The 14,601-nt window shown below is 61.5% G+C and carries 14 protein-coding genes and 1 tRNA gene; 5 read left to right on the top strand and 10 right to left on the bottom strand.

Translation table 11 applies throughout. From position 1 onward, the window contains the following. Nucleotides 1-133: 133 nt before the first annotated feature. From MUY21_RS06965 to MUY21_RS06945, 5 genes are all read right to left on the bottom strand, one after another. Complete coding sequence (locus MUY21_RS06965; protein WP_248409612.1) at nucleotides 134-688, bottom strand: sarcosine oxidase subunit gamma family protein; 555 nt, start codon at nucleotides 686-688, stop codon at nucleotides 134-136. Continuing rightward, the gene (locus MUY21_RS06960) at nucleotides 681-3,698 is read right to left on the bottom strand and encodes a sarcosine oxidase subunit alpha family protein (RefSeq protein ID WP_248409611.1); all 3,018 of its coding nucleotides are present in this window, start codon (nucleotides 3,696-3,698) and stop codon (nucleotides 681-683) included. The genes MUY21_RS06965 and MUY21_RS06960 overlap by 8 nt, the downstream gene beginning before the upstream one ends. Next, entirely contained in the window at nucleotides 3,695-4,018 is a 324-nt protein-coding gene (locus MUY21_RS06955) for a sarcosine oxidase subunit delta (RefSeq protein ID WP_248409610.1), read from the bottom strand. Before MUY21_RS06955 ends, MUY21_RS06960 begins: the two co-directional genes overlap by 4 nt. A gap of 108 nt (nucleotides 4,019-4,126) precedes the next feature. After that, entirely contained in the window at nucleotides 4,127-4,447 is a 321-nt protein-coding gene (locus MUY21_RS06950) for a hypothetical protein (RefSeq protein ID WP_248409609.1), read from the bottom strand. A gap of 64 nt (nucleotides 4,448-4,511) precedes the next feature. Beyond that, on the bottom strand, nucleotides 4,512-5,759 hold the full coding sequence (locus tag MUY21_RS06945) for a sarcosine oxidase subunit beta family protein (protein WP_248409608.1): 1,248 nt from the start codon (nucleotides 5,757-5,759) through the stop codon (nucleotides 4,512-4,514). A 215-nt stretch (nucleotides 5,760-5,974) separates the two neighbouring features. On the opposite strand from MUY21_RS06945, the gene ccmI reads away from it, so the two are divergent. From ccmI to MUY21_RS06925, 4 genes are all read left to right on the top strand, one after another. Then, nucleotides 5,975-7,240, top strand: coding sequence for a c-type cytochrome biogenesis protein CcmI (gene ccmI / locus MUY21_RS06940; protein WP_248409607.1), 1,266 nt, complete (start codon nucleotides 5,975-5,977; stop codon nucleotides 7,238-7,240). Beyond that, nucleotides 7,237-7,701: a Holliday junction resolvase RuvX gene (gene ruvX / locus MUY21_RS06935; RefSeq protein ID WP_248409606.1), complete on the top strand. Its 465-nt coding sequence runs from the start codon at nucleotides 7,237-7,239 to the stop codon at nucleotides 7,699-7,701. The genes ccmI and ruvX overlap by 4 nt, the downstream gene beginning before the upstream one ends. Continuing rightward, nucleotides 7,701-7,928, top strand: coding sequence for a DUF1289 domain-containing protein (locus MUY21_RS06930; RefSeq protein ID WP_248409605.1), 228 nt, complete (start codon nucleotides 7,701-7,703; stop codon nucleotides 7,926-7,928). Before ruvX ends, MUY21_RS06930 begins: the two co-directional genes overlap by 1 nt. Nucleotides 7,929-8,015: 87 nt before the next feature. Further along, a complete protein-coding gene (locus MUY21_RS06925) occupies nucleotides 8,016-8,399 on the top strand; it encodes a hypothetical protein (RefSeq protein ID WP_248409604.1) in 384 nt (127 codons plus the stop codon). 238 nt (nucleotides 8,400-8,637) lie between these two features. On the opposite strand, the gene ispG is transcribed toward MUY21_RS06925, so the two are convergent. The 3 genes from ispG to hemA all read right to left on the bottom strand — a co-directional run bounded on the left by ispG (nucleotide 8,638) and on the right by hemA (nucleotide 12,491). Then, entirely contained in the window at nucleotides 8,638-9,762 is a 1,125-nt protein-coding gene (ispG, locus tag MUY21_RS06920) for a flavodoxin-dependent (E)-4-hydroxy-3-methylbut-2-enyl-diphosphate synthase (RefSeq protein WP_248409603.1), read from the bottom strand. Between the two features lie 99 nt (nucleotides 9,763-9,861). After that, nucleotides 9,862-11,154 (bottom strand): helix-turn-helix domain-containing protein, encoded by a 1,293-nt coding sequence (locus MUY21_RS06915; protein ID WP_248409602.1) that lies wholly within the window; start codon nucleotides 11,152-11,154, stop codon nucleotides 9,862-9,864. Between the two features lie 113 nt (nucleotides 11,155-11,267). After that, nucleotides 11,268-12,491, bottom strand: coding sequence for a 5-aminolevulinate synthase (gene hemA / locus MUY21_RS06910; RefSeq protein WP_248409601.1), 1,224 nt, complete (start codon nucleotides 12,489-12,491; stop codon nucleotides 11,268-11,270). Nucleotides 12,492-12,758: 267 nt separating this feature from the next. Here hemA and MUY21_RS06905 point away from each other — a divergent pair, with 267 nt between their 5' ends. Continuing rightward, complete coding sequence (locus MUY21_RS06905) at nucleotides 12,759-14,135, top strand: M20/M25/M40 family metallo-hydrolase (protein ID WP_248409600.1); 1,377 nt, start codon at nucleotides 12,759-12,761, stop codon at nucleotides 14,133-14,135. A 52-nt stretch (nucleotides 14,136-14,187) separates the two neighbouring features. On the opposite strand, the gene MUY21_RS06900 is transcribed toward MUY21_RS06905, so the two are convergent. Next, complete coding sequence (locus MUY21_RS06900; RefSeq protein WP_248409599.1) at nucleotides 14,188-14,424, bottom strand: RND transporter; 237 nt, start codon at nucleotides 14,422-14,424, stop codon at nucleotides 14,188-14,190. A gap of 100 nt (nucleotides 14,425-14,524) precedes the next feature. Next, nucleotides 14,525-14,601 (bottom strand) — tRNA-Asp (locus MUY21_RS06895).

Raw genomic sequence — 14,601 nt, 5'->3', positions numbered from 1 at the left:
TTCTAGCCCCCTGTTCATACGTGTTTCCGTTACGTCCTAGATGGGGTAGCAGGCGGGGGAAGGTCAAGGGGCAAGGCGGAAAACCCTGCCCTCAGATACGCTTATCACCCTTGTCGCGGGTGAAACAGGTGAGTCAGACCACCTCGCCCCCTCGCTTGGCGGCATCGGACAGGATGTCAAACGCGTATTGCGCGACCGAGCGGAAACAGACCAGCACGGCGGTTTCATCATCTTCCAGAAAGAACGCGGCCGGGATCTGGGCGATCCGAGTGCGGCGCAGCATGCCCGGCTGCATGACCGAGGTGTCGGCAGGCGCCAGTTTGGCGATCACTTCTCGGCAGGCTGCCCCGGTCACACGAAAGACTGCGCGCGCGTCCGAGACATTGACCACCAAGGAATGCTCGTTCCCCACAGCCTTGGTCGCAGCTTCTACGATGGCAGAGGCTTCGGCGTGATCGACGATCAGCAGCAGTTCGTCCGGTGACATCCAACCGACGCGCCCCTTGGCGCCTTCGGTAATCTCACCCTGCCCCGGCAGTTCGGCCCCGGTGGCGGCCTTGACCGCCTTGGCGACCGCAGGCGACGACAGATCACCACGCAGGGTGATCATGCCGACCAATCCTGCCTCTTCAACTTTGCAATAGCCATCAAACGACGCGCCTTGCAGCGCGGAAACAGCATTAGACATTCTGCTTCTCCCCGTCCTTGTCATAGAAGACCGGATCGCAGATCCGCGCCTTGATCACCGTGTTGGACCCATCGACTGTGGGGAAGTCCAAGACCTCGCCCATGCGGTCGGGACCGTGTTTCACAAGCCCCATCGCGATGCCTTTCTTCAGCATCGGCGAATAATAGGTCGAGGTCACGCGACCAATCATGTTGCGTTGACCGTATTCGTTATCACCCTCGCCTACCGCATAGGCACCATCGGGCAGGACGGACCCGTCCAGCGTTTCAAGCCCCACCAGTTTCCAGCGATCCGGGTCGGTCATATGACTGCGTTGCTGCGCGCGTTTGCCAAGGAAGTCCTCTTTCTTCTTCGAAATCGCCCAGTTCAGCACCAGATCCTGCGGGATCACGGTGCCGTCGGTTTCGTCGCCAATCATGATAAAGCCCTTCTCGGCCCGCATGATGTGCAGACATTCGGTGCCGTATGGCATGACGCCAAATTCTTCCCCGGCCTCCAGCAGCGCATCCCAAAAAGCACGGCCCTGACTGGCGGGCACGGCGATTTCATACGACAGTTCGCCCGAGAACGAGATGCGATAGACCCGCGCATCGAACCCGCCGATGGTGCCGTCCTTCCATTGCATGAAGGGCAGCGTGTCCTTGGACACGTCCATGCCGCCCAGCTTTTCTAGCAGCTTGCGCGCGTTGGGACCGACCACGGCGACCTGTGCCAGTTGCTCGGTCACGTTGGCGACATAGACTTTCCAGTCCCACCATTCGGTTTGCAGCCATTCCTCCATCCACGCATGAATGCGATCAGCGCCACCGGACGTGGTGTGGCAGAGCCAAGTGTCCTCGTCGATCCGGGCCACAACGCCGTCGTCCGACAGGAACCCGTTTTCCGAGCACATCAGACCATAGCGGCATTTGCCCACCGCCAAGTTTGACATCATGTTGGTATACATCATGTCCAGGAACTTGCCTGCATCCGGCCCCTTCACGATCAGCTTGCCCAGCGTCGAGGCATCCAGTAGCCCGAGATTTTCGCGGGTGTTCAGAACCTCGCGATGCACAGCCTGTTCGTTGGTTTCACCCGGCTTGGCATAGCAGTAGGGGCGACGCCAATGGCCGACAGGTTCCATATAAGCGCCCGCGTCTTCGTGCCACTGATGCATCGGCGTGCGACGGATCGGCTGGAAGATTTCGTGGCGGGCTTCGCCTGCAATCGCACCGAAGCTGATCGGCGTGTAAGGCGGGCGGAATGTGGTTGTGCCGGTCGCCGGAATGGGTTGACCCAATGCATCAGAAAGAACGGCCAAGCCGTTGATATTGGAAAGCTTCCCCTGATCTGTGGCCATGCCCAAGGTGGTGTAACGCTTGGTATGCTCGACGCTCTCGTAACCCTCGCGGGCTGCAAGTTGCACGTCCGACACCTTCACGTCGTTCTGATAGTCCAGCCACATTTTCATGCGCTTCTGATGCCCCGCACCCTGCGGCATGATCCAGACGGGGGCCATCGGCTGCGCCTCTTCGGCCTTGGCTTTGGGGCCAGCCTTGCGCACGGCTTTGCCGCCAGCCGCCTTCGCCGCGGCCTTACCTGCCTCGTAAGCATCAGTCAGGCTATCCGAAAGGCTCATTGCGCCCGATGCCGACCCAGCCGTCACCACGAAGGGTTTACCGTCATGGCTGGTCGGCGCACGGTCGGGATCGGGGCGGAAATGCGACTGCGTTTCATCCCAGACCAGCTTGCCGCCACAATGGGACCACAGGTGCACCACTGGCGACCAGCCGCCCGACATGGCGACCGCGTCACAGGCGATTTCTTCCAGTGCGGCGCCCTCGCCCGCCTGAAGGCAGATCGAAACCCCGGTGACGCGCTTGCCACCATTGACCTTGGCAATCGCCCGGCCGGGTTCCACCCGGATGCCCGCAGCACGGGCCGCTTCGGCAAGTGGGCCGGTGGCCTCGGCGCGTGCATCGAGGATCACAGGCACTTCAAGCCCCGCCTCTTTCAACGCCAGCGCGGTGCGATAGGCGTCGTCATTGTTGGTCACGACCACGGTCCGGTCGCCTACGGACACGCCCCAGTTCACGGCATAATCACGCACGGCCGAGGCCAGCATCACGCCGGGAATGTCGTTGCCCGCAAAAGACAACGGCCGTTCGATCGCACCCGTTGCGGTGACGATCTGCTTGGCCCGGATGCGCCACAGGCGGTGACGCGGACGTTCGTCGCCCGGCGTGTGATCGGCCACACGTTCATAGCCCAGCACATAGCCGTGGTCATATACCCCGGACCCCATCATGCGGGTGCGCAGGGTAACATTGTCCATGCCCTCCAGCTCGGCCAATGTCGCGGCGATCCAGTCGTCTGGCGTCTGCCCGTCGATCTCGCCGCCATCCACAGGCGCACGTCCGCCCCAGTGGTGGGTCTGCTCCATCACCAGAACCTTCGCGCCCGACCGACCAGCGGCCAAAGCAGCGGCCAGACCCGCGACACCGCCACCGATCACGACCACATCCGTGTGGTGATAGTAATGCTCATACCGATCCACGTCCGCCTCGGTCGGCACCTGGCCCAGCCCAGCGGATTTACGGATGATCGGCTCGAACACGTGTTTCCAAGCCGCCTGCGGCGCCATGAAGGTCTTGTAATAGAACCCTGCCGGCAGGAAGCGCGCGGCATAGTTGTTCACAACGCCCACGTCGAACTCAAGGCTCGGCCAGTGGTTTTGCGAGGTGCAGGTCAGCCCGTCAAACAGCTCGGTCGTGGTGACGCGCTGGTTGGGTTCAAAACGCCCGCCCTGCCCCAGATTGACCAAGGCGTTCGGCTCTTCCGCGCCCGAGGCGACGATCCCGCGCGGACGGTGATATTTGAACGACCGGCCCACCAGCATCTGGTCTTCGCCCAGAAGGGCCGCGGCCAGCGTGTCGCCTTCGTAGCCTTTCATGCGTTTGCCGTTGAAGGTAAAGTTTTTCGGTTTCGACCGGTCGATCAGACGACCGCCCTGTGCCAGACGGGTGCTCATGTCCAGCCCTCCCATTCAGGGTGTTTCTTTTTGACCGCGTTGATGATCGCCTTGGGCGGCTCATAGGTCTGGGCGGAATAGGTGCCGTAAACCTCAAGCGTCACGGTGTTGCGCGCGGCGTGGAACCACTTGCCGCAGCCCGAGACATGCCGCCAGCGCTCAAAATGAACCCCTTTAGGGTTCTTGCGGTGAAACAGATAGGTCTCGAATTCATCATCCGACGATCCGGGGCCAAAACGCTTCAGATGCGCTTCGCCGCCGCCATGCAGGTCCGTTTCATCGGCCATCACGCCGCAATAGGGGCATTCAAGGATCAGCATTGGGCGATCTCCTGTGTAGAACTCGGGGCCACACCCGCCCAGATTGCCAACGACAAAAGGGCGGATCCCCAATGGGGCCGCCCTGTTGCGCGCAGTTGAGTGCGGGTGTTAGTTGTTGGTTGCGTCGTCGACGGCTTGCTCAGCGCTTTCAGCAGCGCCTTCGACGGCGCTTGCGGCGCCTTGGGCAGCGTCTTCAACAGCATTTGCCGCGCCTTCCGCAGCGCCTTCGATCTGTTGCGCTGCTTCGCTGCCTTCGACATTGACGTTAAGGTCGCCGGATGCGCGGTCCGCATCCCCGCCCATGAACAGGAAGGCAAGAACGATGACGGCAACGACGAGGCCGCCGACGATGAAGGCGATGCCGCTGTTGCCGCCCTCGCGGGTGGTTTCGCGGGTCGTGGTGTGATGTACGTTGCTGTGGTCAGCCATTGGAATGCTCCATTGTTTTCCATTTCTAACCCCTTAACGCGGTGCAAGGCAAAAAGGTTCCACATCAATGCGCCACCCCCGCCGCCACGCTTTCATCAATAAAGCGCCCTTCGGTGAAGCGGTTCAGGCCGAACGCGCTGGCCAGCGCGCCGGGTTCACCCTTGGCGACCGTTTCGGCCATGGCCCAGCCCGATCCGGGGATGGCCTTGAAGCCGCCGGTGCCCCAGCCGCAGTTGATGAAGCAGTTGCCCAAAGGCGTCTTGCCAATGATGGGCGAGCGGTCGCCTGTCACGTCCACGATGCCGCCCCATTGGCGCAGCATTTTCAGGCGCGAGATGATCGGGAAGGTCTCGACCAAGGCGCGCACGGTTTCCTCGATGTGATGGAAAGATCCGCGCTGGGTGTAGTTGTTATACCCGTCGGTACCGCCGCCAATCACAAGCTCGCCCTTGTCGGACTGAGACATATAGCCGTGCACAGTATTGGCCATCACGACCACGTCGATGCAGGGTTTGATCGGCTCGGACACCAGAGCCTGCAGCGCGACGCTTTCCATCGGCAGACGGAAGCCCGCCATATCGGCCAGATGGCTTGCGTTGCCCGCCACCACCATCGCCAGCTTGTCGCAATCAATCTGGCCTTGGTTCGTGTCAACGCCCGTGACCTTGCCGCCTGATTGGCGCACGCCAGTCACTTCGCATTTCTGGATGATGTCCATGCCCATATCAGAGCACGCCCGCGCATAGCCCCACGCCACCGCGTCGTGGCGCGCGGTGCCCGCGCGGTCCTGCCACAACGCGCCCAGAACGGGATAGCGCGGGCCGTTGATGTTCATGATCGGCACCAGCTCTTTCACGCGCTGGGGGCTGATGAACTCGGTCTTCACACCTTGCAGCGCGTTGGCATGCGCCGTGCGCTCATACCCGCGTACCTCGCTTTCGGTCTGCGCCAGCATCATGACACCGCGCGGGCTGAACATGACGTTGTAGTTCAGGTCCTGGCTCATCGTCTCGTACAGAGACCGCGCTTTTTCATAGATCGCCGCCGAAGGGTCTTGCAGGTAATTCGAGCGAATAATGGTCGTGTTACGACCCGTGTTGCCACCACCCAGCCAGCCCTTTTCGATGATCGCCACATTGGTGATGCCGAAATTCTTGCCCAGATAGAACGCAGTGGCCAGCCCGTGGCCACCTGCGCCCACGATGATCACATCGTATTTCTTCTTGGGTTTCGGCGATGCCCAGGCCCGCTCCCATCCCTGATGATAACGCGCAGCTTCCCGCGCAATGGCAAATGCCGAATAACGTCGCATGCGATTCTCCCGATCGGGCAGAGTGTTCATGTCGTTTTTTAGCGTTCAGCGACGATTTCGAAGCGTATTCCTGCGTCATATGGAAAGAAAAAGGCGACATGCCCGACGATTTTCTTTTCCCCGCGAGAACGTGATTGTCGCAGGGGGTCTTTAAGGGTTTTGTCTGACCTCGTTGCGCATTACATCATGGGGAAACGCAAGCTCGCGGAGGAAACATGGTTTTCTGGCTGATCATCGGGGCGCTGACCCTTGCCATCATTCTTGTTCTGGCGCGGCAGATGCTGCGCCCGCGCAACGATGAGAACCTGACCGATGGCGATGCCACCCGGCTCAGCTCTGACATGAAGGTCTATCGCGACCAGCTCAACGAACTGGACCGTGACGTGGCGCGCGGCACCGTGACTGCACAGGACGCCGACCGCGCCCGGGTCGAGATTTCGCGCCGCTTGCTGGAAGCCGACAAGGCCGCACAGGCCAAGGCCCGGCCAACGGATGCCCCCCAGACAATCAGCCAGGTCACGATCGCACTCTGTGCCATTCTGTTGGCCACGGGTGCGTTCGGGCTTTACTGGGTGCTCGGCTCGCCGGGGTTGCAGGATCTGGGACGTGAAAAGCGCATCGCGATGAGCCAGGAGATGCGCGAAAGCCGTCCCAGCCAGGCCGAAGTCGAAGCCGACATGCCACCCTGGCCCGGCCCCCCTGCCGAAGCGCCCGCCGACTATCTTGACCTGATTCAGGGCTTGCGCGATGCGGTCGCCAAGAACCCCGACGACGTGCGGGGGCTGGACCTGCTGGCCCAACACGAAGCCGCCCTTGGCAACATGATCGCCGCCCGCAAAGCGATGGGACATCTGCTTGAGGTGAAAGGCGACGCCGCCACGGCGGATGATTACGTCAGGCAAGCCGACCTTCTGGTCAACGCCGCCGGTGGCTTCATTTCACCCGAGGCGGAAGAGATGCTCAGAAATGCGATGGCACGTGACCCCAATCACCAGCTGGCGCGTTACTATACCGGCCTGCTGTTTGCCCAGAACGGCCGCCCCGACATGGCGTTCCGCCTGTGGCGCGGGCTGCTCGAGGAGGGGCCGGAAACCGCGATCTGGTGGACCTCGGTGCGCTCGCAAATCGGCAGCCTCGCGGCCTATGCCGGTGTTGACTACACACCACCCGAAACCCCAACGCGCCCCGCGGCCCCGAACCTGTCCGGCCCCAGCGCCGACGACATCGCCGCCGCCCAGGAGATGAGCGAAGAAGACCGCACCGCGATGATCCAGGGGATGATCGACCAGCTCTCTGACCGGCTCGCCACCGAAGGCGGCACGCCCGAGGAATGGGCCCGCCTGATCAGCGTGCTGGGCGTCGTCGGCAACACCGAACGCGCCAGCGCCATCTGGGACGAAGCACAAACCCGGTTCAAGGACCACCCCGAGGCGCTGACCATGGTACGCGATGCCGCCCGACAGGCCGGGGTCGCCCCGTGATCCTTGACTCGGTCGAGGCCTTCGCCCGCGCCCTGCCCCCGATGACCGCCCTTGCCGGTCTGGACCTTGGCACCAAGACCATCGGCGTGGCGGTGTCCGACCGGATGCGGCAAATCTCGACCCCTTTGGAAACGATCAGGCGCACCAAGTTCACCGCCGATGCGGCCAGAGTGCTGACAATCGCAAAGGAGCGTGACCTGGGCGGTCTGATCCTGGGCCTGCCCCGCAACATGGATGGCAGCGAAGGCCCACGCGCCCAATCCACCCGCGCCTTTGCCCGCAACCTCGAAAAACTGACCGACCTTCCGATCACCTTTTGGGATGAACGTCTGTCCACCGTCGCCGCCGAGCGCGCTCTGCTCGAGGCGGATACGTCCCGAAAACGTCGCGCCGAGGTGATCGACCACGTTGCCGCCGGGTATATCCTGCAAGGTGTATTGGACCGAATGAGGCATCTGTAATGTCGGACGACATCTGGAAAAGGGACGAGGTGGACAGCCCCTGCATCAAGATCTGCGTCGTTCACCCGACGGCGCGCATCTGCACAGGATGCTATCGCACGACGGACGAGATTGCCGGCTGGTCCCGCCTGTCACCCGATGCCCGACGCGCGGTTCTGGCCGACCTGCCAAGCCGACAACCCCAAGTGACAACACGGCGCGGGGGTCGCAAGGGCCGTCTCGCATAGACGTGACCATTGCGACCGGAAACGTGAAACGGCCTGACAGGTCAGCCCGCTATGATGCTCAGAATGCATGCGAAAAAAGGACGGGCCATGACACTACTCATCCGATGTGCGATCACGCTTTCGATGCTGGTGATTGCGTCGCCCCTTTTCGCCAGCGACTGGAAAACGCGCCCGACCGATAACCGGCTTGACCAAACAGACCTGACCCGCCTGATCACGGGCCAAACCCTGACGTTCCATGACGGGGCTCTGTCGGTCTTCCACGCGGGCGGAAGGTACGCCTACACTTATGGCGGCGGGGGAACGTGGTTCGGGCACTACCGGATCGAAGCGGATGGCACGGCCTGCATCACCTTCGTAACCGGGATGTCCCGCTGCGACCTGTACGTATTGCATGAGAACGATCTGGTGCAGATTACACAGGAGGGGCTTCGCTTCCCGATCCGATCCATCACACAAATCTCACAATGACCACCAGGGGCGGCCCCGAACAAAGGGGCCTTGCCCCTCGCACCCTTGGTGCTCACCCCAGGATATTTTCAGCCAGAAGAAGCGCGGATGACACGCAACCGCGCGGTAGGCGGCATAAACATGACCATTCAGTCTGCCGATCCTTTAACGGCTGGAAAGCCGCCCCCGTGTTCTTCTGGCTGAAAATATCCTGGGGGTGAGAGCCCTTGGCTCGAGGGGGCGACGCCCCCTGTTCCCGTTATTCAGCGGCGGCCTCGGCCTGTGCGTCGAGCTCCGCGGCACGCTTTTCGACAAGGTCGACGATATGGTCGATCATCTTTTCATTGTCGAGCTTGTGATCCTGCTTGCCCGCCAGATAGACCATACCCGACCCGGCGCCGCCGCCAGTGAAGCCGACATCCGTCATCAATGCCTCGCCCGGGCCGTTGACCACGCAACCGATGATCGACAGGCTCATCGGGGTGTGGATATGGGCCAGGCGCTCTTCCAGGGTGGCGACGGTCTGGATCACGTCAAACCCCTGGCGGGCGCAGGACGGGCAGGAAATGATGTTCACACCCCGATGGCGCAGCCCAAGGCTTTTGAGGATCTCGAACCCCACCTTCACCTCTTCCACCGGGTCCGCAGACAGGCTGACGCGGATCGTGTCGCCGATTCCGGCCCAAAGAAGGCTGCCCAGACCGATGGCGCTTTTGATGGTGCCGGACACAAACCCGCCCGCTTCGGTGATGCCCAGGTGAATCGGGGCGTCTGTTGCCTCGGCAATGCCGTGATAGGCGGCGGCAGACAGGAACACATCGGACGCCTTCACGCTGATCTTGTAGTCGTGAAAATCATTGTCTTCGAGGATGCGGATGTGATCCAACCCACTTTCCACCATCGCTTCGGGGCAGGGTTCGCCATATTTTTCCAACAGGTGGCGTTCCAGCGATCCGGCGTTGACGCCGATACGGATCGAGCATCCGTGGTCCTTCGCGGCTTTGATCACCTCGCGTACGCGGGTTTCATCGCCGATGTTGCCGGGGTTGATCCGCAGACAGGCCGCGCCCGCTTCGGCCGCTTCGATGGCGCGTTTGTAGTGGAAATGGATGTCGGCCACGATCGGCACCGGGCTTTCGGCGGTGATCTCTTTCAGGGCTTTCGTCGACGCGACGTCCGGGCACGAGATGCGCACGATATCGGCCCCGGCCTCGGCCGCCGCCAACACCTGTGCCAGAGTTGCCTTTACATCCGAGCTGTCCGTGTTCGTCATCGTTTGCACGGCAATCGGTGCGCCGCCACCGACCGGCACGTGGCCCACCATCACCTGCCGCGATTTCCGACGTTCGATATTGCGCCAAGGACGGATTGGATTGTGAGACATGGGGATCCCCCTTTCGCCGACAGGTTTGCGGTCAGGGATAGCGCGCGGCGGGCGTGGCGACAAGCACACAACGCCTCGACCGGGCTGCGATTTCAGTGCTTACCGGGCCAGGTTCAACTCGGCCACATAGGTCGCCAGATCGGCGTCGTTTTCCATGTTTGCGACGGTGAAGGCTTCTGTCAGCGCCTCTTGCGACAGGGCCACGTTTTTCACCACCGACGGGCCGTCCCCCGAAGGACCATAGGCCGTGCCGTTCACGGCAAAATAGACGGACCCGGCATTGCCGGTGCGCATCACAGGGGCCTGTTCGGTCTTGGGCAGCACATAATGTTCACCCGCATCCAGAATTTTCTCAAAGATCACGGTGCCGTCCGCCGATTGGATGCGAATCCACGAGGGACGCACGGCGAACACCGCGACCTCGGCGGCTTGCGCGCCCAGCACCTGTACGGCTGGTGCCGCAGTGGCCGGATCGTCTTCGGCAGTCGCCGACGTTTCGTTCACAGCCAGCCGCTGGGTATCACGATCAGCAATCGTCGCGCCGTTCATGGGCGTCCCGAACGAAGTCGGCGCCACCCCCAGATCGGGCGTGGTCACACCGGCCAGAACGCCAACATTCGCCGGATCGAGCGTCGAGATCGGCGCATCCCGATGGGTCAGGACAGGAACCTCCAGGGCCTGCGGGCGGTAAAGCCGATCCAGAGCTTCGGCCGATGGCGGCTGGCTCAGACCCGCCCCCGCTGCGGCCAGCAGCTCAGACCCGTCCTCATCCCGAAACGATGCGGGCCCATCGCCCACATCCGGCAACTCGGCCAGCACGCCCGGTGTCTGTTCTATCGGCGCGAAATCGACGCGCTGGATTTCCTGCAGCACCGACCATCCGCCAAAGCCAAGCAATCCGATCAGCGCCGCGAGCACGGCAACCGATCCGACTGCACCGGGTTCGATCCCAGCAAAGATGCTTTCGGACTGGGGCACCCAGTTCGCATTCGGATTTGCCAGCGGGTCGCCGCTGTGATCGGCCCGTTTCGCGACGGGTTTGGATTTATCCGTCTGCTTCGAGACACTTGCCGACAGGCCGTGCGCCGTCGTGAATCCGCTTTCCTTGCAAAAGGTCTTGTAGGCCCATTCCGGGTCCATCCCCAGATAGCGGGCATAAGAGCGCACATAACCCGCGATGAAACCCTGCGTTTCAAACGCGGAAACATCGGCGTTTTCGATGGCGGCGATATAGGTGGCCTTGATCTTCAATTCACGCTGGACATCCAACAGCGATTTGCCAAGCGTGGCGCGTTCGCCTCGCATGACATCGCCTAGCCGCAGGTCATAAGAATCAAAGCCCGTCGGCTTGTCTTCTTCCTCGACCCGAGGCGTGTTCCAACGCCCGATCATACAGCTGCTCCTCGTGCCTCATGTGTCCCGTTTGAAGCCAACGATTCGTGTGCGCTGCCTTCCCTGAACGGAGGTTAACATATTCTCACAAAATGTGCAGTCAGTGATCCAGCTTAAGCTGACAGTTCGGCGCGATTTAGCTCACAATGTGACCATAGTTGGTCAAGCGCGTTGATCAGCGCATCCATCTCTTTCGGCCCGTGCACGGGGGACGGGGTGAACCGCAACCGCTCAGTGCCACGCGGTACCGTCGGGAAGTTGATCGGCTGGACGTAAATTCCGAAGTTTTCCAACAACATATCGGACAGTTGTTTGGTGTGGACCGGGTCGCCGACAATCAGCGGAACGATGTGCGAATCATGGTCGATGATCGGCAAGCCCAGCGCCTTCAGGCGGGTTTTCAGGACCTTGGCCTGGGTCTGGTGTGCATCGCGCAGGGCCTGGTCCGTTTTCAGGTGCTTGACCGATGCGGCAGCCCCTGCGGCGACCGCAGGTGGCAACGAGGTGGTGAAGATGAAGCCCGGCGCATAGGAACGCACGGCGTCGCACATCTTGGCCGAAGCCGCGATATAGCCGCCCATCACCCCATAGGCTTTGGCCAACGTGCCGTTGATGATGTCGATCCGGTTGGCCAGGTTGTCACGCTCTGTCACCCCTGCCCCGCGCGGGCCGTACATGCCCACGGCGTGAACCTCGTCGATATAGGTCAGCGCGCCGAACTCATCGGCCAGGTCGCAGATGGCTTCGATTGGGCCGAAATCGCCATCCATGGAATAGACGCTTTCAAACGCGATCAGCTTGGGAGCAGCAGGATCGTCGGCTTCCAGCAATTCACGCAGATGGGCGACGTCATTGTGGCGGAAGATGCGTTTCGCGCCACCATTGCGGCGCACCCCTTCGATCATCGAGGCATGGTTCAGCGCATCGGAATAGATGATCAGGCCGGGAAACAGCTTGGGCAATGTCGACAGGGTCGCGTCATTGGCAATATAGGCCGAGGTGAAGATCAGCGCGTCTTCTTTCCGGTGCAAATCCGCGATCTCGGCCTCAAGCCGCTTGTGGTACACGGTCGTGCCGGAAATGTTGCGTGTCCCGCCCGATCCAGCGCCGGTCGCCTCGATCGCTTCGTGCATGGCGTCGCGCACGGCGGGGTGCTGACCCATGCCAAGATAGTCATTGCCGCACCAGACGGTCACGGGGGTCTCAGACCCGTCGGGTTTCTTCCAGGTGGCGTGGGGGAACTGGCCCTGACGGCGTTCGATCTCGATGAACGTGCGATAGCGGCCTTCGTCATGCAGGCGTTGAAGCGCCGCATCAAGCTCGTGATTGTAATCCAAGGTTCCCTCCTGGCCGGTCTGATCCTGTTCGTTCGCTCAACATACAGGGTATCACCTCACAAACATATTCGAAAATCAGATATGTTTTTCCCCGAATGCCACTTCTTGCCGTGTTAACGGTTTGCACGCGGGTTTTACATTGATCCATCTCAAACGAAACCCTTTTTGGGATGTCCGCGACACCACGCCCCCCTTTTCGGACGGGGTGGACAGCGACAAACGGGCTGGTAGGGTCAGCGCCGATATGACCTGAAATGGGAGCTTTCCATGACGCTCGACCCTGTTCTGGACCGCATTGATGCGGATCTTGACGCCGCAACGGATCGCCTGCTGGACCTGCTGCGCATCCCGTCCATTTCCACCGACCCAGCCTATGCCGTTGAATGTCAGAAGGCCGCAGACTGGTTGGTGGAAGACCTGAAATCCATTGGTTTTCAGGCCTCTAAACGGCAAACACCGGGCCACCCAATGGTGGTGGCGCACGCCGAGGGTCCGGCGGATGCGCCGCATCTGATGTTCTATGGTCACTATGACGTGCAACCTGTGGACCCGCTGGACCTTTGGGACAGCCCGCCTTTTGAACCCGCCGTGGAAGACACGCCCGCAGGTAAGGTCATCCGGGGTCGCGGGTCGTCGGATGACAAGGGGCAGTTGATGACTTTCGTGGAAGCCTGTCGCGCCTGGATTGCCGTCCACGGCACCCTGCCCGCCCGCATTTCACTGTTTTTCGAGGGCGAGGAAGAATCAGGGTCGCCTTCGCTGATTCCGTTCATGGAAGAAAACCGCGAGGAACTGACCTCGGACATCGCTCTGATCTGCGACACGGGGCTGTTCGAATCAAAAACGCCCGCGATCATCACCCAATTGCGCGGCATGAGTTGCGAGGATTTCACCATCACCGGTCCTGACCGCGACCTGCATTCGGGAATGTATGGCGGCATCGCGATGAACCCGATCCGCGTCCTGACCCGCGCGCTGGCCGACCTGCATGACGACACGGGGCGCATCACCCTGCCCGGCTTTTATGACGGGGTCGAAGAGCTGTCGGACGACATGCGCGCCCAGTGGCAGGGGCTGAATTTCGACCATGCGGCCTTTCTCGCCGATGTCGGGCTGAAAGACCCGGCGGGCGAACAGGACCGTATGCCGATCGAAATGCTGTGGTCACGCCCCACCTGCGACGTGAACGGCATCTGGGGCGGTTATACAGGCGACGGGTTCAAGACCGTGCTGCCCAGCAAAGCTTCGGCCAAGGTCAGCTTCCGGCTGGTGGGCAAGCAAGATCCCGACGCGATCCGCAAGACCTTCCGCGCCTATCTGGAAGACCGCCTGCCCGAGGGGTTCACCATCGAATACCGCACGGAAAAGGGCTCACCTGCCGCGCAGGTCTCGACCGACAATCCGATGTTTGAACGGGCCCGCAAGGCGCTGACAGATGAATGGGGCATTCCGGCGGCCTTCGCAGGGTGTGGTGGCTCGATCCCCATAGCCGGGTATTTCAAGGATATTCTGGGCGTCGATGCAATGCTGATCGGCTTTGGCAAGGATGACGACAACATCCACAGCCCGAACGAGAAATATGACCTGGAAAGCTTCCACAAGGGTATCCGTAGCTGGGCGCGCATTCTGGCGGAGCTGAGCTAAGCGGTCGCGAACCTCTGGTCCGGCACCCGGCGTGTCGGGCCGCCCCCTATCCTTATCCTTCGCGCGATGTCGGACCGGTCCGATAATACCGCGCCAGCTTGATCAGCAGGATCACCCACGGCCCGCCATGCATCAGCAGGTCCAGAATGTCCAAGGGGCGCACCAAAGTGCCGGAGAACAGCATCACCAGCTTTTCCCAGATATGAGGCGGGGCAAAGGGGGCAAGACCGATGGTCAGGCAGAAAATGATGACGATCGGAAATGGCATGTCGTCGAAGATCGACATCATTCCCCGCTTCTCCATGCCCGTCACAATCCTGCTTCCCTGACTATTGGTCGCCAACGAAGGCAGAATATCGCCCGGACCACGGGCTGACGATGTGGTGAAGTGGCGCGGTTGACGGGGCTCGAACCCGCGACCCCCGGCGTGACAGGCCGGTACTCTAACCAACTGAGCTACAACCGC

The organism is Aliiroseovarius sp. S2029, from assembly GCF_023195575.1.
Classification (GTDB): Bacteria; Pseudomonadota; Alphaproteobacteria; order Rhodobacterales; family Rhodobacteraceae; genus Aliiroseovarius; species Aliiroseovarius zhejiangensis.
The sequence above is the reverse complement of the archived record's forward strand: the minus strand, read 5'-3'. Positions and strand labels throughout refer to the sequence as shown.